The following is a 24,050-nucleotide window of genomic DNA, read 5'->3' as shown; positions in this document are numbered from 1 at the left end:
AAAATCGAGTAGACTTTTCTCAAGTATCAGTTTCGTGAAAAATCAATAACAATAAAAAACCTCACTTCAATTTGAAGTGAGGTTTTTTCTATTCAGCTTACTATCGTCATTTATTCTCCGCTGTTGGCATTTTTAAGGTTATCTACCAAACTTGAAGCGATATCACTGGCAGACACACCACCAAAATCAATTGACATGCTTCCTTCATCCGATGTTTTAATGGCAACACTGGTTGTATCAGAGTGACTGTCTTCTTCAACTTTAATTATCACAGTATTACCGGACTCATCGGTAGTTTGCGCAAAATAATCTCCATCTTTATTAGCGTCTGACAACTCATTAAGCAATTCATTGACACTGTCTACACTGAGATCTGAGAACAAATCGGCAATGTCAATGGTATCTTCACTGGCATTAAAATCGGTAACTTCATCAGTAGCGCCGTCATCAAATTCTTGCCAAATGAAATCATCAGCACCTTCCCCGCCAGTTAAAATGTCATTGCCTAAACCGCCAATGAGTTGATCATCACCCTCACCACCGGTTAACTCATCATTACCATCGGTACCAATCAGAGTTAATGACGGATTATCATCTTCCACTTGCTCTACCGTTAAACTCACGGTGGCGGCATTGGAAGTTAAACCATCATCATCTTGAACCGTGTAGGTAAAGCTGTCTGCTCCCGCGTACCCCTCATTCGGTGTATAAGTAATTTCACCAGTTACAGGATCAATAAACAAAGTACCATTCGCCGGTTCGCGACTTATTTCAACTGTTGTCGGATCAATTTCACCATCAAAGTCAAAGTCGTTAGCCAGTACATCAATGGTAACCGGTGTATTAATGTCAGTTATGATATCCCCTTCCGTCAAAGAAGCATCGATATCGGGGAATTGTTCACTCATTGACAAGGTGCCATCATCACCAACATCACTTGGGTCAAAAATAACGGTATTTGTCGACTCACTGCCATCTGCTTGCAATGTAGTCAATGTCACTTCATCAGAAATAGTTTGTGACACTGTCATGTTTTGTACGACATATGTGCCGTTACCACCTTGTGTTGTCAATTCAAAATATTCAACTGCTTTATCAGTAATAAATGAATAAGTATCTTCGTAAGTACCACTTTGACGGTAACCCGACATAGATTCTGACGAGCCATCAGCAAAATACGCCGTGATGAGTACTTCAGTGGCTTGATTGCTGGTTTCGTCGAAATAGCCTCCCAATCCACTTAATGTGAATGAAACCTTATTGATTGAAATGTCATTTGAATCAACATAGACAATTAAACTTTCACCTTTATTTAACCCTTGTCGAGAATCGTTACCAATTCCGTAACCAACATGCGTGGTCCCGTTCCAAGCATGAAGAGTACCTGTTGATACAGACGTCGTCACCGTCAGTTCAGTCGTGCCATCGCCGTTCTCATCAAATGTTTTGACAGCTTGTCCATTAATGACTTCGCCCCAATCAGAGACTTTAGCAACGGCATTAAAAGTTCCACTTTGACCATTAACCGTTTCCCCAAATGAACCCACTTCAAATTCAAGAGCTTCATCAATCTCAGCGGTGTTTGGAATAAAGCGAACCTCACTATCGGCATCGTAAGTAACACCGACTTCCATCTCTGTCCAATTGCCATTTTCATCAAGAACTTCCATGGTGCCATATTGCGGCGCTTCATCAAGACGAATACCGGTCTCATAAACCATGGTATTGTCATCTTGAGCAGTGGGGTTGATTTCACTGCTGTCAAAATTAAGCGTGAGAGTGTTATTCACCGTATCACCGTCACCATCCACAACTTGATAGGTAAACTCTGTCTGTTCTCTTTCCCCTGATTCTAACTGGTCAATAAATTGATCACTGGCTTCAAACGTATAAGAACCATCAGATGAAATCACCAAAGTACCATCATCAGATTCAATCGTCTCAGCAACCACTGAACCGCCATCGGCACCAGGGTCGCTATCGAGAGACACATTGCCTTGCATGATAGCAAACTCAACCGGTTGTGCTTCAATTGAGGCAACGAGAGGTAAGGTTTGAGTATCATACTCATCGGTTGTCATCGATGTGACAACACTGCCATCTTCGTTGAGGAAACCAGCAATGGAAATAGTGTAAATAACACCATTCACCTCAACTTGGGTAGTCGCATCGTCGCCAAATTCGAGTACTATCGTATCATCTGGATTAGTACTGCTATTGTAGGTAGCATCGTAGATCGCCTTGGCATTGAGACTAACGCTAACCGTTTCACCATCAATCTCTACATCAAACTCATAGCTTAAATCCGCACTTTCTACTGAAGTTAAGCTCGAAAGCACACCTGTATTAACATGGGTAAAATTACCCAGATTAATCAGAGCCGCAGACTCAGTATTGACCTCTTGACTCGCTGAATCGACAAGTTCAATCGAGGTTTTAGAATAACCGTCACGGTTTTTACCCCAAGACAGTTTATCCGTTAAGCTGTCAGTATCGGTATTCTCTTCTACAACTTGATGATTACCGACCGAAGCTGTGTAGTCAGTAAAGCCCCCTGTGATTGAAGTAACAGAAACACTCGCTGGCACATCTACATAATTGAGCGTCAGAGTATCTTCAGTTGACGTACTCTCAGGTGAGTCGTCTTCAACCGTCACTTTGAAGCTGTCAACGACTGTTGATTCATCATCGGAGACAGAAATACCCACTTCAAAACCTAACGTATCTTCGACATCTTGCGATTCATGGTCTAATGGAGCATCTAGCGTAACCGTGTAACCAAAATTACCATCACCGTTATCCGCTAACTTAATGGTTAACACTTGTTCGCCATTCGCCGTTGCGATGAGTGAGCCATCATCTTGGGCTTCCCAATTGAGCTCAACACCTCCTGAAGTCAATGTTTCACTTGGTGCGACTAAAGCCACGGTAAGCTCATCACCATCTACATCGGCAACACTAAATTTACCTTTGGCAATAACACTATCAGTCTCATCACTGGTCCCTGTTGAGTCTGCATTTGCATTTGCCAACCCTTCTTCAGAGACAACCACCGCTTGACTGTCATCAGCAATAGTAATGGTTGGAGTATCATTGGTGCCGGTAACCGTGATGGTTAACGTCGTTGTATCAGTCGCATTCTGAACGTCAGTGACGGTCACTGGGATTTTAATAACCAGCTCTTCACCTTCTTCGAGGCTGTCGTACGACGAGGCATCAAAGGTGTAGCTGCCGTCGGCGTTCAGGGTCAAACCTTCGGCAGTGGAAGAAGTCGTAAACACCAAGCTCGCACCGTCTGCAAGATCCACATCGGAAGCACTAATAGTACCTGAGATGGTCGCATCTTCAGTCACTCTATCGGTGGCCGCTTCAGCGACTGGCGCATCGTTAGTACCGGTGACGGTAATCGTTAGCGTAGTCTCGTCCGTTGCACCCTGGTCGTCAGTGACAGTAACTGGAATGGTTAGAACCAGTTCTTCACCCGCTTCTAAGCTGTCGTAGGACGACGCATCAAACGTGTAGCTGCCATCCGAGTTCAAGGTCAAACCTTCTTGAGTTGACGTTGTGGTGAACACCAAGCTGGCGTCGTCTGCCAAGTCAACATCAGAAGCACTGATAGTCCCTGAGATAGTCGCATCTTCAGTCACGGTATCGGTCGCCGCTTCAGCGACTGGCGCGTCGTTGACCGCATTGACCGTCACCGCTACTTCTGCAGAATCGGTCATCGTGCCATCGCTGATGGTGTAGCTGATGGTTGCCTCACCGTTGAAGTTCTCCGCCGGTGTGAACTGAAGTTTGCCGTCAACGATCGCTACCGTACCTTGCTCTGCTGGGACTGTTGCTTCAGTGATGGTTAAGGTGTCACCATCCACATCGCTGTCGTTGGCCAACACATCAATCGTGACCGCGGTGTCTTCATCGGTAGACGCGGTGTCATCGACCGCCACTGGGCCGTCGTTCACCGCATTCACGGTCACTTTCACGTTCGCCGTATCAGTGGTAGTGCCATCGCTGATGGTGTAGCTGATGGTTGCCTCACCGTTGAAGTTCTCCGCCGGTGTGAACTGAAGTTTGCCGTCAACGATCGCTACCGTACCTTGCTCTGCTGGGACTGTTGCTTCAGTGATGGTTAAGGTGTCGCCATCCACATCGCTGTCGTTGGCCAACACATCAATCGTGACCGCGGTGTCTTCATCGGTAGACACGGTATCATCGACCGCCACTGGGCCGTCGTTCACCGCATTCACAGTCACTTTCACGTTCGCCGTATCAGTCGTTGTACCATCGCTGATGGTGTAACTGATGGTTGCCTCACCGTTGAAGTTCTCCGCCGGTGTGAACTGAAGTTTGCCGTCAACGATCGCTACCGTACCTTGCTCTGCTGGGACTGTTGCTTCAGTGATGGTTAAGGTGTCACCATCCACATCGCTGTCGTTAGCCAACACATCAATCGTGACCGCGGTGTCTTCATCGGTAGACGCGGTGTCATCGACCGCCACTGGGCCGTCGTTCACCGCATTCACGGTCACATTCACGTTCGCCGTATCAGTCGTTGTACCATCGCTGATGGTGTAGCTGATGGTTGCGTCACCGTTGAAGTTCTCCGCCGGTGTGAACTGAAGTTTGCCGTCAACGATCGCTACCGTACCTTGCTCTGCTGGGACTGTTGCTTCAGTGATGGTTAAGGTGTCGCCATCCACATCGCTGTCGTTGGCCAACACATCAATCGTAACCGCAGTGTCTTCATCGGTAGACGCGGTGTCATCGACCGCCACTGGGCCGTCGTTCACCGCATTCACGGTCACTTTCACGTTCGCCGTATCAGTGGTAGTGCCATCGCTGATGGTGTAGCTGATGGTTGCCTCACCGTTGAAGTTCTCCGCCGGTGTGAACTGAAGTTTGCCATCAACGATTTCAACTGTGCCTTGCTCTTCTGAAACCGTTGCATTAGTGATGGTGAGCGTATCACCATCAATGTCGCTGTCGTTGGCCAACACATCAATCGTAACCGCGGTGTCTTCATTGGTAGACGCGGTGTCATTGACCGCCACTGGTGCATCGTTTTGTGCTATGTAGGTCGGGGTATCACTGTCACTAGAAGAAGCCCCTTCATTATCGGTAACAGTTAAACTCACAGCTGGCAATTCTTGCCCTGCATTAACCGCTTCAACACCGGCTAAAGTTAGCACAATCGCAGTACCACTAATTTTGTAGTAACCATTGGTATTCGTGTTTGGAGTAAAGCTGACTACCGGTGAAGAATCTTCTTTATCACTCGCGGTGAAGTTGGCAACTACGGTGCCTTCTACGGCATCGTTTTCATTAAACGCATCTGCAGCGACAACATCGATTACCGGGCCATCATTCACAGCCAGAACATCCACACTCACTGTCGCGGTATCGGTATTGCCAAACTCATCAACAATGGTGTATTCAAAACTCACCGTACCATTAAAGTCAGCATCGGGTGTAAATGATACATTGCCATCGCTATCTAGAGAGACAGTACCATTGGTATCCGATGTCGATGTCACTGATTGGATGCTAATATCATCGCCATCAAGGTCGCTGTCATTAGCAAGTAATACATCAGGCGCAATCGTCAAAGTCTGATCTTCATCAACAGTTAATGAGTCATCTATAATACCCGTCACAACAATGTCATCGATAAATGCACCGAAGCTATTCGATGGACCATCGCCACTGAAGCTCAGTGTCGTACTATCAACATCCTCTATATCGAACTCCGCAGAAACATGGAACCAACCAGAATCGTCAGGCCCTTCGATAGTAACCGTTACCGCATCATCACTGGATGTAACATTACCATCATGATCTACATACACGGTTGTATCACCGAGTGAGAAGGTCATGTCAGAAGAGCTATTGTCTTGACGCGGGATATAGTCAAACTCGACCCGAACCGTATCTTGACCTGAAGTATTGATGGTCGTTGTTATGGTTGTATTTTCATTAGGATCGAGTTCAGCATAAAATTCACCATCCGTCGCATCAGCTATAAATTCATCTCGCTGAATTTCTAGCTGATTTGAGAAGTCCCAAACGCCTGTAGGATCTTCATCGATGATGGTGAAGCGTGCAGGATCAGCCATGTTTTCAAATGATTCAGTGAAGAGAACCGTTTCAGTTCCAGGACTATCATTTATCGCATCTGGAGCGACATTAACCGTATGGATAGATTCACCCGTACTAATGACTGTATTGCCTGCTGCATCAGAAGACTGAACTGAAGCAATAAAGTTAGTATCATTAGCAAGATCCGAACCACTGACGTTTACAGACCAATTGCCCTGTGAGTCAACTTCTCCAGTATAGGTAATATTATTAATCACCAATGTGACAATGTCACCTTCAGAAATATCCCCACCTATAGCCGAGCCAGTAACTGTAATAACAGATTGTGATTCATTAACATTCACAACATCATCAGCGGTAATATTATCTACTATGACTGTGCCTTGCTGAGCCTCTGTATCTTTACTCACCGTATCGGTGGTCGAAGCCGTGTTACCGTCTTCGTCGGTGCTCTCAGCAGTAACCGTCAGTTCGCCATCATTAAGGCTACTAACGTCAATGCCAGTGATGGTGTAAGCACCATCGTCACCAATCACAACGCCCGTCAATGGAACAGTAATCGAATTCGTACCGTCAGAGATCACTAGGCTGTCCAGCGTCTCACCGAACGCACCAATGGTGCCACTGATGGTCGCCGTCTCGCCTTCGCCATTAATGACTTCTTCGCCATTGTTGTCAGTCAGTGACACACTTGGGGTATCGGTAGTTTCGTCTTCACCGTAGACGGTGTCTTTGTTGACCGTATCGGTGGTCGACGCCGTGTTGCCGTCTTCGTCGGTGCTCTCTGCGGTAACCGTCAAGGTGCCGTCCGCCAAGCTGCTGACATCCACGTCAGTGATGGTATAAGACCCATCATCACCGATCACAACGTCCGTCAATGGAACAGTAATCGAATTCGTACCGTCAGAGATCACTAGGCTATCCAGCGTCTCACCGAACGCACCAATGGTGCCACTGATGGTCGCCGTCTCGCCTTCGCCATTAATGACTTCTTCGCCGTTGTTGTCAGTCAGTGACACGCTTGGGGTATCAGTCTCAGCATTCTCACCGTAGGCCGTGTCTTTGTTAACCGTGTCGGTGGTGGAAGCCGTGTTGCCGTCTTCGTCGGTGCTCTGCGCCGTTACGGTCAACTCACCATCATCAAGGCTGCTGACATCAATGCCTTCAACGCTGTAAGAACCGTCTTCAGCAATGGTGATGTCATCAACGGATACAACAACCTCATTGGTACCATCAGAGATCACTAGGCTGTCCAGCGTCTCACCGAACGCACCAATGGTGCCACTGATGGTCGCCGTCTCGCCTTCGCCATTAATGACTTCTTCGCCGTTGTTGTCAGTCAGTGACACGCTTGGGATATCAGTCTCAGCATTCTCACCGTAGGCCGTGTCTTTGTTAACCGTGTCAGTGGTCGACGCCGTGTTGCCGTCTTCGTCGGTGCTCTCAGCGGTAACCGTCAATTCGCCATCGTTGAGGCTACTAACATCAATGCCAGTGATGGTGTAAGCCCCATCGTCACCAATGACAACGCCTGTCACTGGTACAACAACTTCGTTGGTACCGTCAGAGATCACTAGGCTGTCCAGCGTCTCGCCAAACGCACCAATGGTGCCACTGATGGTCGCGGTCTCGCCTTCGCCATTAATGACTTCTTCGCCGTTGTTGTCAGTCAGTGACACGCTTGGGGTATCGGTTGTTTCGTCTTCACCGTAGACGGTGTCTTTGTTGACCGTGTCAGTGGTCGAAGCCGTGTTGCCGTCTTCGTCGGTGCTCTCTGCCGTCACGGTCAACTCACCATCATTGAGGCTGCTCACATCAATGCCTTCAACGGTGTAAGAGCCGTCTTCAGCAATGGTGATGTCATCAACGGGTACAACAACCTCGTTGGTACCGTCAGAGATCACTAGGCTGTCCAACGTCTCGCCGAACGCACCAATGGTGCCACTGATGGTCGCGGTCTCGCCTTCACCATTAATGACTTCTTCGCCGTTGTTGTCAGTCAGTGACACGCTTGGGGTATCGGTCTCAGCATTGTCACCGTAGGCTGTGTCTTTGTTAACCGTGTCCGTGGTCGAAGCCGTGTTGCCGTCTTCGTCGGTACTCTCAGCAGTAACCGTCAACTCACCATCATCAAGGCCGCTGACATCAATGCCTTCAACGGTGTAAGAGCCGTCTTCAGCAATGGTGATGTCATCAACGGGTATAACAACCTCGTTGGTACCGTCAGAGATCACTAGGCTGTCCAGCGTCTCGCCGAACGCACCAATGGTGCCACTGATGGTCGCCGTCTCGCCTTCGCCATTAATGACTTCTTCGCCGTTGTTGTCGGTCAGTGACACGCTTGGAGTATCGGTAGTTTCGTCTTCACCGTAGACGGTGTCTTTGTTAACCGTATCAGTGGTCGACGCCGTGTTGCCGTCTTCGTCGGTGCTCTCAGCGGTAACCGTCAAAGTGCCGTCCGCTAAGTTGCTGACATCCACGCCAGTGATGGTGTAAATCCCATCGTCACCAATCACAACGTCCGTCAATGGAACAGTAATTGAATTCGTACCATCAGAGATCACTAGGCTGTCTAGCGACTCGCCAAACGCACCAATGGTGCCGCTAATGGTTGCAGTCTCGCCTTCACCATTAATAACTTCTTCGCCATTGTTGTCAGTCAGTGACACGCTTGGAGTATCGGTTGTTTCGTCTTCACCGTAGGCCGTGTCTTTATTGGCCGTATCGGTGGTCGAAGCTGTATTACCCTCTTCGTCGGTGCTCTCAGCAGTAACCGTCAATTCGCCATCGTTGAGACTGCTCACATCAATGCCTTCAACGGTGTAAGACCCATCGTCACCAATGACAACGCCTGTTACTGGTACAACAATTTCGTTAGTGCCGTCTGAAATAATCAAGCTATCTAGCGACTCGCCAAACGCACCAATGGTGCCGCTAATGGTCGCGGTCTCTCCTTCGCCATTAATAACTTCTTCGCCGTTGTTGTCAGTCAATGACACGCTTGGGGTATCAGTCTCAGCATTCTCACCGTAAACGGTGTCTTTGTTAACCGTGTCGGTGGTCGACGCCGTGTTGCCGTCTTCGTCGGTACTCTCTGCAGTAACCGTCAATTCGCCATCGTTGAGACTGCTCACATCAATGCCTTCAACGGTGTAAGAGCCGTCTTCAGCAATGGTGATACCATCAACGGTTACAACAACCTCGTTGGTACCATCAGAGATCACTAGGCTGTCCAGCGTCTCGCCGAACGCACCAATGGTGCCGCTAATGGTCGCGGTTTCGCCTTCGCCATTAATGACTTCTTCGCCGTTGTTGTCAGTCAATGACACGCTTGGAGTATCGGTAGTTTCGTCTTCACCGTAGGCCGTGTCTTTGTTGACCGTGTCGGTGGTCGAAGCTGTGTTGCCGTCTTCGTCGGTGCTCTCTGCGGTAACCGTCAAGGTACCGTCCGCCAAGCTGCTGACATCCACGCCAGTGATGGTATAAGACCCATCATCACCGATCACAACGTCCGCCAATGGAACAGTAATTGAATTCGTACCATCAGAGATCACTAGGCTGTCCAGCGTCTCGCCGAACGCACCAATGGTGCCGCTGATAGTTGCCGTCTCGCCTTCGCCATTAATGACTTCTTCACCGTTGTTGTCAGTCAGTGACACGCTTGGGGTATCAGTCTCAGCATTGTCACCGTAAACCGTGTCTTTGTTAACCGTGTCGGTGGTCGAAGCCGTGTTGCCGTCTTCGTCGGTGCTCTCAGCGGTGACAGTCAAGGTGCCGTCCGCCAAGCTGCTGACATCCACGCCGGTGATGATGTAAGACCCATCGTCACCGATCACAACGTCCGTCAATGGAACAGTAATCGAATTCGTACCATCAGAGATCACTAGGCTGTCTAGCGTCTCGCCAAACGCACCAATGGTGCCGCTGATGGTCGCGGTCTCGCCTTCGCTATTAATGACTTCTTCGCCGTTGTTGTCAGTCAGTGACACGCTTGGAGTATCGGTCTCAGCATTGTCACCGTAGACGGTGTCTTTGTTGACCGTGTCGGTGGTCGACGCCGTGTTGCCGTCTTCGTCGGTGCTCTCAGCGGTGACAGTCAAAGTGCCGTCCGCTAAGCTGCTGACATCTACGCCAGTGATGGTATAAGCCCCATCGTCACCGATCACAACGTCCGTCACTGGAACGGTAATTGAATTCGTACCATCAGAGATCACCAGGCTGTCTAGCGTCTCACCGAACGCACCAATGGTGCCGCTAATGGTCGCGGTTTCGCCTTCGCCATTAATGACTTCTTCGCCGTTGTTGTCAGTCAATGACACGCTTGGAGTATCGGTTGTTTCGTCTTCACCGTAGACGGTGTCTTTGTTAACCGTATCGGTCGTCGACGCCGTGTTGCCGTCTTCGTCGGTACTCTCTGCAGTAACCGTCAATTCGCCATCGTTGAGACTGCTCACATCAATGCCTTCAACGGTGTAAGAGCCGTCTTCAGCAATGGTGATACCATCAACGGGTACAACAACCTCGTTGGTACCATCAGAGATCACTAGGCTATCCAGCGTCTCGCCGAACGCACCAATGGTGCCGCTAATGGTCGCGGTTTCGCCTTCGCCATTAATGACTTCTTCGCCGTTGTTGTCGGTCAGTGACACGCTTGGGGTATCGGTCTCAGCATTCTCACCGTAGACGGTGTCTTTGTTAACCGTGTCGGTGGTCGACGCCGTGTTGCCGTCTTCGTCGGTACTCTCTGCAGTAACCGTCAATTCGCCATCGTTGAGACTGCTCACATCAATGCCTTCAACGGTGTAAGAGCCGTCTTCAGCAATGGTGATACCATCAACGGGTACAACAACCTCGTTGGTACCATCAGAGATCACTAGGCTGTCTAGCGTCTCGCCGAACGCACCAATGGTGCCGCTAATGGTCGCGGTTTCGCCTTCGCCATTAATGACTTCTTCGCCGTTGTTGTCAGTCAGTGACACACTTGGGGTATCGGTCTCAGCATTGTCACCGTAGGCCGTGTCTTTGTTGACCGTGTCGGTGGTCGAAGCCGTGTTGCCGTCTTCGTCGGTGCTATCTGCCGTCACGGTCAACTCACCATCGTTGAGGCTGCTCACATCAATGCCTTCAACCGTGTAAGAGCCGTCTTCAGCAATGGTGATGTCATCAACGGGTACAACAACCTCGTTGGTACCATCAGAGATCACTAGGCTGTCCAGCGTCTCACCAAACGCACCAATGGTGCCACTGATGGTTGCCGTCTCGCCTTCGCCATTAATGACTTCTTCGCCGTTGTTGTCAGTCAGTGACACGCTTGGAGTATCGGTCTCAGCATTCTCACCGTAGACGGTGTCTTTGTTGACCGTATCGGTGGTCGAAGCCGTGTTGCCGTCTTCGTCGGTACTCTCAGCAGTAACCGTCAATTCGCCATCGTTGAGGCTACTAACGTCAATGCCAGTGATGGTGTAAGCCCCATCGTCACCAATGACAACGCCTGTCACTGGTACAACAACTTCGTTGGTACCGTCAGAGATCACTAGGCTGTCCAGCGTCTCGCCGAACGCACCAATGGTGCCGCTAATGGTTGCCGTCTCGCCTTCGCCATTAATGACTTCTTCGCCGTTGTTGTCAGTCAATGACACGCTTGGAGTATCGGTTGTTTCGTCTTCACCGTAGACGGTGTCTTTGTTGACCGTGTCAGTCGTGGAAGCCGTGTTGCCGTCTTCGTCGGTACTCTCTGCAGTAACCGTCAACTCACCATCATCAAGGCCGCTGACATCAATGCCTTCAACGGTGTAAGAGCCGTCTTCAGCAATGGTGATGTCATCAACGGGTACAACAACCTCGTTGGTACCATCAGAGATCACTAGGCTGTCCAGCGACTCGCCAAACGCACCAATGGTGCCACTGATGGTCGCAGTCTCGCCTTCGCCATTAATGACTTCTTCGCCGTTGTTGTCAGTCAGTGACACACTTGGAGTATCGGTCTCAGCATTGTCACCGTAGGCCGTGTCTTTTGTGACCGTGTCGGTGGTCGAAGCTGTATTACCCTCTTCGTCGGTGCTCTCTGCCGTCACGGTCAACTCACCGTCGTTGAGGCTACTAACGTCAATGCCAGTGATGGTGTAAGACCCATCGTCACCGATCATAACGTCCGTCAATGGAACAGTAATCGAATTCGAACCATCAGAGATCACTAGGCTGTCCAGCGTCTCACCGAACGCACCAATGGTGCCACTAATGGTTGCCGTCTCGCCTTCACCATTAATGACTTCTTCGCCATTGTTGTCAGTCAGTGACACACTTGGGGTATCGGTCTCAGCATTCTCACCGTAGACGGTGTCTTTGTTGACCGTGTCGGTGGTCGAGGCCGTGTTGCCGTCTTCGTCGGTGCTCTCAGCAGTAACCGTCAACTCACCATCATCAAGGCCGCTGACATCAATGCCTTCAACGGTGTAAGAGCCGTCTTCAGCAATGGTGATGTCATCAACGGGTACAACAACCTCGTTGGTACCATCAGAGATCACTAGGCTGTCCAGCGTCTCACCAAACGCACCAATGGTGCCACTGATGGTCGCGGTCTCGCCTTCACCATTAATGACTTCTTCGCCGTTGTTGTCAGTCAGTGACACGCTTGGGGTATCAGTCTCAGCATTCTCACCGTAGACGGTATCTTTGTTAACCGTGTCGGTGGTCGAAGCCATGTTGCCGTCTTCGTCGGTGCTCTCTGCGGTGACAGTCAAGGTACCGTCCGCCAAGCTGCTGACATCCACGTCAGTGATGGTATAAGACCCATCATCACCGATCACAACGTCCGCCAATGGAACAGTAATTGAATTCGTACCATCAGAGATCACTAGGCTGTCTAGCGTCTCACCGAACGCACCAATGGTGCCATTGATGGTCGCAGTCTCGCCTTCGCCATTAATGACTTCTTCACCGTTGTTGTCGGTCAGTGACACGCTTGGGGTATCGGTAGTTTCGTCTTCACCGTAGACGGTGTCTTTGTTGACCGTATCGGTGGTCGAAGCCGTGTTGCCGTCTTCGTCGGTGCTCTCAGCAGTAACCGTCAATTCACCGTCGTTGAGACTGCTCACATCAATGCCTTCAACGGTGTAAGAGCCGTCTTCAGCAATGGTGATGTCATCAACGGGTACAACAACCTCGTTGCTGCCATCAGAGATCACTAGGCTGTCCAGCGTCTCGCCAAACGCACCGATGGTGCCACTGATAGTCGCGGTTTCGCCTTCGCCATTAATAACTTCTTCACCGTTGTTGTCAGTCAGTGACACGCTTGGAGTATCGGTAGTTTCGTCTTCACCGTAGACGGTGTCTTTGTTGACCGTGTCGGTGGTCGAGGCCGTGTTGCCGTCTTCGTCGGTACTCTCAGCAGTGACGATCAGCTCGCCATCGTTGAGGCTACTAACGTCAATGCCTGTGATGGTGTAAGCACCATCGTCACCAATCACAACGTCCGTCAATGGAACAGTAATTGAATTCGTACCATCAGAGATCACTAGGCTATCTAGCGTCTCGCCAAACGCACCAATGGTGCCGCTGATGGTCGCGGTCTCGCCTTCGCCATTAATGACTTCTTCGCCGTTGTTGTCAGTCAGTGACACGCTTGGAGTATCGGTCTCAGCATTGTCACCGTAGACGGTGTCCTTGTTGACCGTGTCGGTGGTCGACGCCGTGTTGCCGTCTTCGTCGGTGCTCTCAGCGGTGACAGTCAAAGTGCCGTCCGCTAAGCTGCTGACATCTACGCCAGTGATGGTATAAGCCCCATCGTCAACGATCACAACGTCCGTCACTGGAACGGTAATTGAATTCGTACCATCAGAGATCACCAGGCTGTCTAGCGTCTCACCGAACGCACCAATGGTGCCACTGATGGTCGCAGTCTCGCCTTCGCCATTAATGACTTCTTCGCCGTTGTTGTCAGTCAGTGACACGCTTGGGGTATCGGTCTCAGCATTGTCACCGTAGGCTGTGTCTTTGTTAACCGTGTCCGTGGTCGACGCCGTGTTGCCGTCTTCGTCGGTACTCTCAGCAGTAACCGTCAACTCACCATCATCAAGGCCGCTGACATCAATGCCTTCAACGGTGTAAGAGCCGTCTTCAGCAATGGTGATGTCATCAACGGGTACAACAACCTCGTTGGTACCATCAGAGATCACTAGGCTGTCTAGCGTCTCACCAAACGCACCAATGGTGCCACTGATGGTCGCAGTCTCGCCTTCGCCATTAATGACTTCTTCGCCGTTGTTGTCAGTCAATGACACGCTTGGGGTATCGGTAGTTTCGTCTTCACCGTAGACGGTGTCTTTGTTGACCGTGTCGGTGGTCGACGCCGTATTGCCGTCTTCGTCGGTGCTCTCTGCGGTAACCGTCAAGGTACCGTCCGCCAAGCTGCTGACATCCACGCCAGTGATGGTATAAGACCCATCATCACCGATCACAACGTCCGCCAATGGAACAGTAATTGAATTCGTACCATCAGAGATCACTAGGCTGTCCAGCGTCTCACCGAACGCACCAATGGTGCCACTGATGGTCGCGGTCTCGCCTTCGCCATTAATGACTTCTTCGCCATTATTGTCAGTCAATGACACGCTTGGGGTATCGGTCTCAGTATTCTCACCGTAGACGGTGTCTTTGTTAACCGTGTCGGTGGTCGAAGCCGTGTTGCCGTCTTCGTCGGTGCTATCTGCCGTCACGGTCAACTCACCATCGTTGAGGCTGCTCACATCAATGCCTTCAACCGTGTAAGAGCCGTCTTCAGCAATGGTGATACCATCAACGGGTACAACAATCTCGTTGGTACCATCAGAGATCACTAGGCTATCTAGCGACTCGCCAAACGCACCAATGGTGCCGCTAATGGTCGCGGTTTCGCCTTCGCCATTAATGACTTCTTCGCCGTTGTTGTCAGTCAATGACACGCTTGGAGTATCGGTTGTTTCGTCTTCACCGTAGACGGTGTCTTTGTTGACCGTGTCGGTGGTCGACGCCGTGTTGCCGTCTTCGTCGGTGCTATCTGCCGTCACGGTCAACTCACCATCGTTGAGGCTGCTCACATCAATGCCTTCAACGGTGTAAGAGCCGTCTTCAGCAATAGTGATGTCATCAACGGGTACAACAACCTCGTTGGTACCGTCAGAGATCACTAGGCTGTCTAGCGTCTCGCCAAACGCACCAATGGTGCCGCTGATGGTTGCCGTCTCACCTTCACCATTAATGACTTCTTCGCCGCTGTTGTCAGTCAGTGACACGCTTGGGGTATCGGTAGTTTCGTCTTCACCGTAGACGGTGTCTTTGTTGACCGTATCGGTGGTCGAAGCCGTGTTGCCGTCTTCGTCGGTGCTCTCAGCAGTAACCGTCAATTCGCCATCGTTTAGACTGCTCACATCAATGCCTTCAACGGTGTAAGAGCCGTCTTCAGCAATGGTGATGTCATCAATGGGTACAACAACTTCGTTGCTGCCATCAGAGATCACTAGGCTGTCCAGCGTCTCGCCGAACGCACCAATGGTGCCACTGATGGTCGCGGTCTCACCTTCGCCATTAATGACTTCTTCACCGTTGTTGTCAGTCAGTGACACGCTTGGAGTATCGGTTGTTTCGTCTTCACCGTAGACGGTGTCTTTGTTAACCGTATCAGTGGTCGAAGCCGTGTTGCCGTCTTCGTCGGTGCTCTCAGCAGTAACCGTCAATTCGCCATCGTTTAGACTGCTCACATCAATGCCTTCAACGGTGTAAGAGCCGTCTTCAGCAATGGTGATGTCATCAATGGGTACAACAACTTCGTTGCTGCCATCAGAGATCACTAGGCTGTCCAGCGTCTCGCCGAACGCACCAATGGTGCCACTGATGGTCGCGGTCTCACCTTCGCCATTAATGACTTCTTCACCGTTGTTGTCAGTCAGTGACACGCTTGGAGTATCGGTTGTTTCGTCTTCACCGTAGACGGTGTCTTTGTTAACCGTATCAGTGGTCGAAGCCGTGTTGCCGTCTTCGTCGGTGCTCTCAGCGGTGACCGTCAAAGTGCCGTCCGCCAAGCTGCTGACATCCACACCAGTGATGGTGTAAGCCCCATCGTCACCAATCACAACGTCTGTCACTGGTACAACAACTTCGTTGCTGCCGTCAGAGATCACTAGGCTGTCCAGCGTCTCACCGAACGCACCAATGGTGCCACTGATGGTCGCAGTCTCGCCTTCGCCATTAATGACTTCTTCACCGTTGTTGTCGGTCAGTGACACGCTTGGGGTATCGGTAGTTTCGTCTTCACCGTAGACGGTGTCTTTGTTGACCGTGTCGGTGGTCGAAGCCGTGTTGCCGTCTTCGTCGGTACTCTCAGCAGTGACGGTCAACTCGCCATCATTGAGACTACTCACATCAATGCCTTCAACGGTGTAAGAGCCGTCTTCAGCAATGGTGATGTCATCAACGGGTACAACAACTTCGTTGCTGCCATCAGAGATCACTAGGCTGTCCAGCGTCTCGCCAAACGCACCAATGGTGCCGCTAATGGTTGCAGTCTCGCCTTCGCCATTAATGACTTCTTCGCCGTTGTTGTCAGTCAATGACACGCTTGGAGTATCGGTTGTTTCGTCTTCACCGTAGACGGTGTCTTTGTTGACCGTATCGGTCGTCGAAGCCGTATTGCCGTCTTCGTCGGTACTCTCAGCGGTGACAGTCAAGGTACCGTCCGCCAAGCTGCTGACATCCACGCCAGTGATGGTGTAAGCCCCATCGTCACCAATGACAACGCCTGTTACTGGTACAACAATTTCGTTAGTGCCGTCTGAAATAATCAAGCTATCTAGCGACTCGCCAAACGCACCAACGTTGCCGCTGATGGTTGCCGTCTCGCCTTCACCATTAATGACTTCTTCGCCGCTGTTGTCAGTCAGTGACACGCTTGGGGTATCGGTAGTTTCGTCTTCACCGTAGACGGTGTCTTTGTTGACCGTATCGGTGGTCGAAGCCGTGTTGCCGTCTTCGTCGGTGCTCTCAGCAGTAACCGTCAATTCGCCATCGTTGAGACTGCTCACATCAATGCCTTCAACGGTGTAAGAGCCGTCTTCAGCAATGGTGATGTCATCAATGGGTACAACAACTTCGTTGCTGCCATCAGAGATCACTAGGCTGTCCAGCGTCTCGCCGAACGCACCAATGGTGCCACTGATGGTCGCGGTCTCACCTTCGCCATTAATGACTTCTTCACCGTTGTTGTCAGTCAATGACACGCTTGGGGTATCAGTCTCAGCATTCTCACCGTAGACGGTGTCTTTGTTGACCGTGTCCGTGGTGGAAGCCGTGTTGCCGTCTTCGTCGGTGCTCTCAGCGGTGACGGTCAACTCGCCATCATTGAGACTGCTCACATCAATGCCTTCAACGGTGTAAGAGCCGTCTTCAGCAATGGTGATGTCATCAACGGGTACAACAACCTCGTTGCTGCCATCAGAGATCACCAGGCTATCTAGCGTCTCACCGAACGCACCAATGGTGCCATTGATGGTCGCAGTCTCGCCTTCACCATTAATGACTTCTTCGCCATTGTTGTCGGTCAGTGACACGCTTGGGGTATCGGTCTCAGCATTCTCACCGTAGACGGTGTCTTTGTTAACCGTGTCGGTGGTCGACGCCGTGTTGCCCTCTTCGTCGGTGCTCTCAGCGGTGACCGTCAAAGTGCCGTCCGCCAAGCTGCTGACATCCACACCAGTGATGGTGTAAGCCCCATCGTCACCAATCACAACGTCTGTCACTGGTACAACAACTTCGTTGCTGCCGTCAGAGATCACTAGGCTGTCTAGCGTCTCGCCAAACGCACCAATGGTGCCGCTGATGGTTGCCGTCTCGCCTTCACCATTAATGACTTCTTCGCCGCTGTTGTCAGTCAGTGACACGCTTGGAGTATCGGTTGTTTCGTCTTCACCGTAGACGGTGTCTTTGTTGACCGTATCGGTGGTCGAAGCCGTGTTGCCGTCTTCGTCGGTGCTCTCAGCAGTAACCGTCAATTCGCCATCGTTGAGGCTACTAACGTCAATGCCAGTGATGGTGTAAGCCCCATCGTCACCGATCACAACGTCCGTCAATGGAACAGTAATTGAAGTTGTACCATCAGAGATCACTAGGCTGTCTAGCGTCTCACCGAACGCACCAATGGTGCCACTGATGGTCGCAGTCTCGCCTTCACCATTAATGACTTCTTCGCCATTGTTGTCGGTCAGTGACACGCTTGGGGTATCGGTCTCAGCATTCTCACCGTAGACCGTGTCTTTGTTAACCGTATCGGTGGTCGAAGCTGTATTACCCTCTTCGTCGGTGCTCTCAGCAGTGACGATCAGCTCGCCATCATTAAGGCTACTAACGTCAATACCTGTGATGGTGTAAGCCCCATCGTCACCAATCACAACGTCCGTCAATGGAACAGTAATTGAATTCGTACCATCAGAGATCACTAGGCTGTCCAGCGTCTCGCCGAACGCACCAATGGTGCCGCTGATGGTTGCCGTCTCGCCTTCGCCATTAATGACTTCTTCACCGTTGTTGTCAGTCAGTGACACGCTTGGGGTATCAGTCTCAGCATTGTCACCGTAAACCGTGTCTTTGTTAACCGTGTCGGTGGTCGAAGCCGTGTTGCCGTCTTCGTCGGTGCTCTCAGCGGTGACAGTCAAGGTGCCGTCCGCCAAGCTGCTGACATCCACGCCGGTGATGGTGTAAGACCCATCGTCACCGATCACAACGTCCGTCAATGGAACAGTAATCGAATTCGTACCATCAGAGATCACTAGGCTATCTAGCGTCTCGCCAAACGCACCAATGGTGCCGCTGATGGTCGCGGTCTCGCCTTCGCCATTAATGACTTCTTCGCCGTTGTTGTCAGTCAGTGACACGCTTGGAGTATCGGTCTCAGCATTGTCACCGTAGACGGTGTCCTTGTTGACCGTGTCGGTGGTCGACGCCGTGTTGCCGTCTTCGTCGGTGCTCTGCGCCGTTACGGTCAACTCACCATCATCAAGGCCGCTGACATCAATGCCTTCAACGGTGTAAGAGCCGTCTTCGGCAATGGTGATGCCATCAACGGGTACAACAACCTCGTTGGTACCATCAGAGATCACTAGGCTATCCAGCGTCTCGCCGAACGCACCAATGGTGCCGCTAATGGTCGCGGTTTCGCCTTCGCCATTAATGACTTCTTCGCCGTTGTTGTCAGTCAGTGACACGCTTGGAGTATCGTTCTCAGCATTCTCACCGTAGACGGTGTCTTTGTTGACCGTGTCGGTGGTCGAAGCTGTATTACCCTCTTCGTCGGTGCTCTCAGCGGTGACAGTCAAGGTGCCGTCTGCCAAGCTGCTGACATCCACACCAGTGATGGTGTAAGACCCATCGTCACCAATGACAACACCTGTCACTGGAACGGTAATTGAATTCGTACCGTCAGAGATCACCAGGCTGTCCAGCGTCTCGCCAAACGCACCAATGGTGCCGCTAATGGTCGCGGTTTCGCCTTCGCCATTAATGACTTCTTCACCGTTGTTGTCAGTCAGTGACACACTTGGGGTATCGGTAGTTTCGTCTTCACCGTAGACGGTGTCTTTGTTGACCGTGTCGGTGGTCGAAGCCGTGTTGCCGTCTTCGTCGGTACTCTCTGCAGTAACCGTCAATTCGCCATCGTTGAGGCTACTAACGTCAATGCCAGTAATGGTGTAAGAGCCGTCTTCAGCAATGGTGATGTCATCAACGGGTACAACAATTTCGTTGGTACCATCAGAGATCACTAGGCTGTCCAGCGTCTCGCCAAACGCACCAATGGTGCCACTGATGGTCGCGGTTTCGCCTTCGCCATTAATGACTTCTTCGCCGTTGTTGTCGGTCAGTGACACGCTTGGAGTATCGGTAGTTTCGTCTTCACCGTAGACGGTGTCTTTGTTAACCGTATCAGTGGTCGACGCCGTGTTGCCGTCTTCGTCGGTGCTCTCAGCAGTAACCGTCAATTCGCCATCGTTGAGACTGCTCACATCAATGCCTTCAACGGTATAAGAGCCGTCTTCAGCAATGGTGATGTCATCAACGGGTACAACAACCTCGTTGGTACCGTCAGAGATCACTAGGCTGTCCAGCGTCTCGCCGAACGCACCAATGGTGCCACTGATGGTCGCCGTCTCGCCTTCGCCATTAATGACTTCTTCGCCGTTGTTGTCGGTCAGTGACACGCTTGGAGTATCGGTAGTTTCGTCTTCACCGTAGACGGTGTCTTTGTTAACCGTATCAGTGGTCGACGCCGTGTTGCCGTCTTCGTCGGTGCTCTCTGCGGTGACAGTCAAAGTGCCGTCCGCCAAGCTGCTAACATCCACGCCAGTGATGGTGTAAGCACCATCGTCACCGATCACAACGCCCGTCAATGGAACAGTAATCGAATTCGTACCGTCAGAGATCACTAGGCTGTCCAGCGACTCGCCAAACGCACCAATGGTGCCTCTGATGGTTGCGGTCTCGCCTTCGCCATTAATGACTTCTTCGCCGTTGTTGTCAGTCAATGACACACTTGGGGTATCAGTCTCAGCATTGTCACCGTAGACGGTATCTTTGTTGACCGTATCGGTGGTCGACGCCGTGTTGCCGTCTTCGTCGGTACTCTCAGCGGTAACCGTCAGTTCGCCATCATTAAGGCTACTAACGTCAATGCCAGTGATGGTGTAAGACCCATCGTCACCAATGACAACACCGGTCACTGGAACAGTAATTGAATTCGTACCATCAGAGATCACTAGGCTGTCCAGCGTCTCGCCGAACGCACCAATGGTGCCGCTGATAGTTGCAGTCTCGCCTTCGCCATTAATGACTTCTTCGCCATTATTGTCAGTCAGTGACACGCTTGGAGTATCGGTTGTTTCGTCTTCACCGTAGACGGTGTCTTTGTTAACCGTATCGGTCGTCGACGCCGTGTTGCCGTCTTCGTCGGTACTCTCAGCAGTGACGGTCAACTCGCCATCATTGAGACTGCTCACATCAATGCCTTCAACGGTGTAAGAGCCGTCTTCAGCAATGGTGATGTCATCAACGGGTACAACAACTTCGTTGCTGCCATCAGAGATCACTAGGCTGTCCAGCGACTCGCCAAACGCACCAATGGTGCCGCTAATGGTTGCCGTCTCGCCTTCGCCATTAATGACTTCTTCGCCGTTGTTGTCAGTCAGTGACACGCTTGGAGTATCGGTTGTTTCGTCTTCACCATAAACCGTGTCTTTGTTAACCGTATCGGTGGTCGAAGCTGTATTACCCTCTTCGTCGGTGCTCTGCGCCGTTACGGTCAGCTCACCATCATCAAGGCCGCTGACATCAATGCCTTCAACGCTGTAAGAACCGTCTTCTGAAATGGTGATGTTATCAACTGGCACGACAATTTCGTTGGTGCCATCGGAAATCACTAGGCTATCTAAAGTCTCGCCAAATTCGCCAATCGTGCCGCTGATCGTTGCGGTATCGTCAGCGTTGATCACCCCGTCATCATCGCTGTCAGTCAGTGACACGCTTGGGGTATCAGTCTCAGCATTCTCACCGTAGACGGTATCTTTGTTGACCGTATCGGTGGTGGAAGCCGTGTTGCCGTCTTCGTCGGTGCTCTCAGCAGTAACCGTCAATTCGCCATCGTTGAGACTGCTCACATCAATGCCTTCAACGCTGTAAGAACCGTCTTCTGAAATGGTGATGTCATCAACTGCCACGACAACTTCGTTGGTGCCATCGGAAATCACTAGGCTATCTAAAGTCTCGCCAAATTCGCCAATCGTGCCGCTGATCGTTGCGGTATCGTCGGCGTTGATCACTCCATCATCATCGCTGTCAGTCAGTGACACGCTTGGGGTATCAGTCTCAGCATTGTCACCGTAAACCGTGTCTTTGTTAACCGTATCGGTGGTCGAAGCGGTGTTGCCGTCTTCGTCGGTGCTCTGCGCCGTTACGGTCAACTCACCATCATCAAGGCTGCTGACATCAATGCCTTCAACGCTGTAAGAACCGTCTTCTGAAATGGTGATGTCATCAACTGGCACGACAATTTCGTTGGTACCATCGGAAATCACTAGGCTATCTAAAGTCTCGCCAAATTCGCCAATCGTGCCGCTGATCGTTGCGGTATCGTCGGCGTTGATCACCCCGTCATCATCGCTGTCAGTCAGTGACACGCTTGGGGTATCAGTCTCAGCATTGTCACCGTAAACCGTGTCTTTGTTGACCGTATCGGTGGTCGAAGCGGTGTTGCCGTCTTCGTCGGTGCTCTGCGCCGTTACGGTCAGCTCACCATCATCAAGGCCGCTGACATCAATGCCTTCAACGCTGTAAGAACCGTCTTCTGAAATGGTGATGTCATCAACTGGCACGACAATTTCGTTGGTGCCATCGGAAATCACTAGGCTATCTAAAGTCTCGCCAAATTCGCCAATCGTACCGCTGATCGTTGCGGTATCGTCAGCATCGATCACGCCGTCATCATCACTGTCAGTCAGTGACACGCTTGGAGTATCAGTCTCAGCATCGTCGCCGTAGACGGTGTCTTTGTTAACCGTGTCGGTGGTGGAAGCGGTGTTGCCGTCTTCGTCGGTGCTCTGAGCCGTTACGGTCAACTCACCATCATCAAGGCTGCTGACATCAATGCCTTCAACGCTGTAAGAACCGTCTTCAGCAATGGTGATGTCATCAACTGGCACGACAATTTCGTTGGTGCCATCGGAAATCACTAGGCTATCTAAAGTCTCGCCAAATTCGCCAATCGTACCGCTGATCGTTGCGGTATCGTCAGCATCGATCACGCCGTCATCATCACTGTCAGTCAATGACACACTTGGAGTATCAGTCTCAGCATCGTCACCGTAAACCGTGTCTTTATTGACCGTATCGGTGGTCGAAGCCGTGTTACCCTCTTCGTCGGTGCTCTGCGCTGTCACGGTCAGTTCACCATCATTGAGGCTACTAACGTCAATACCAGTAATGGTGTAAGAGCCACCATCGGCAATGGTAATGTCATCGACAGAAATCACGATCTCATTAGTACCATCAGAAATCACCAAACTATCTAAAGACGCGCCAAATTCACCAATCGTGCCGCTGATCGTTGCGGTATCGTCAGCATCGATCACACCGTCATCATCACTGTCAGTCAGTGACACGCTTGGAGTATCAGTCTCAGCATCGTCGCCATAGACAGTATCTTTGACAAGTTCAGAGCTCAGTTCTGTTGTATCGCCATTGTTATCTGAAGCTACCATTATCGCAGTTATAGTACCGTCTTCTAAGCTGCTGACATCGACGTTGGTGACGGTAAATGTACCATCTTCATTAATGCTAACTTGCTCAATGTCGATGACCAAAGTATTGGTTCCATCGGTAATGGTGAGACTTTCCAGTTCCGAGTTTTCATCCGGTAAGGTTCCGGACAAAGTCACTGTTTCATCCGCATTCACTTCACCATTGTTGTCGGTATCATCGGTAAAGCTAAATGAGGTATCAAAGGTTTCAACAGAGGAACTGTTAAGATCAGCAAGTGTAAAAATCTGTGGTGTGGTAAATGTAGAGCTCTGTGCTGAAGTATTAAACTCTGTCGCAGCCAACTGCTCATCACCGGTACGATCAATGGATGTAGCTGGAGCAAGGCTTGAGCCATCGGCAGTGGCCCCTTCACCTGCAGCTGTAGCGAACTCATCACCAAGGGCGGTCGGATCAATACCTTGTTCTAAAGCTGCTAGTATTTGCGCAACATCATCGGTTACATCTTGGGGATGACCTTGAGGTGAAACGATATCAACGTGTTCAATTTGTTGTCCATCACCTAAACTAACAATGAGCTCTCCAGGCTGCAAACTGTCACTTTTATCTAAGACTTTTATATTGCCATTCGCATCAATGACCAGCATTTGACCTTCAGACAAAGGGGGAATTGTTGTTAAATCCAT

The 24,050-nt window shown here is 50.8% G+C and carries 1 protein-coding gene; it reads right to left on the bottom strand.

Going from position 1 to position 24,050, the window contains the following annotated elements; all coding sequences use genetic code 11:
• Positions 1 to 110 precede the first annotated feature (110 nt).
• Positions 111 to 24,050, bottom strand: coding sequence for a tandem-95 repeat protein (locus AB0763_RS06465; RefSeq protein ID WP_368644013.1), 23,940 nt, complete (start codon positions 24,048 to 24,050; stop codon positions 111 to 113).

Source organism: Vibrio sp. HB236076 (assembly GCF_040957575.1).
GTDB lineage: Bacteria > Pseudomonadota > Gammaproteobacteria > Enterobacterales > Vibrionaceae > Vibrio.
The sequence above is the reverse complement of the archived record's forward strand: the minus strand, read 5'-3'. Positions and strand labels throughout refer to the sequence as shown.

Coding starts and splice junctions, on each gene's coding strand:
- AB0763_RS06465 (WP_368644013.1), bottom strand. CDS start 24,050: ATGGATTTAACAACAATTCCCCCTTTGTCTGAAGGTCAAATGCTGGTC.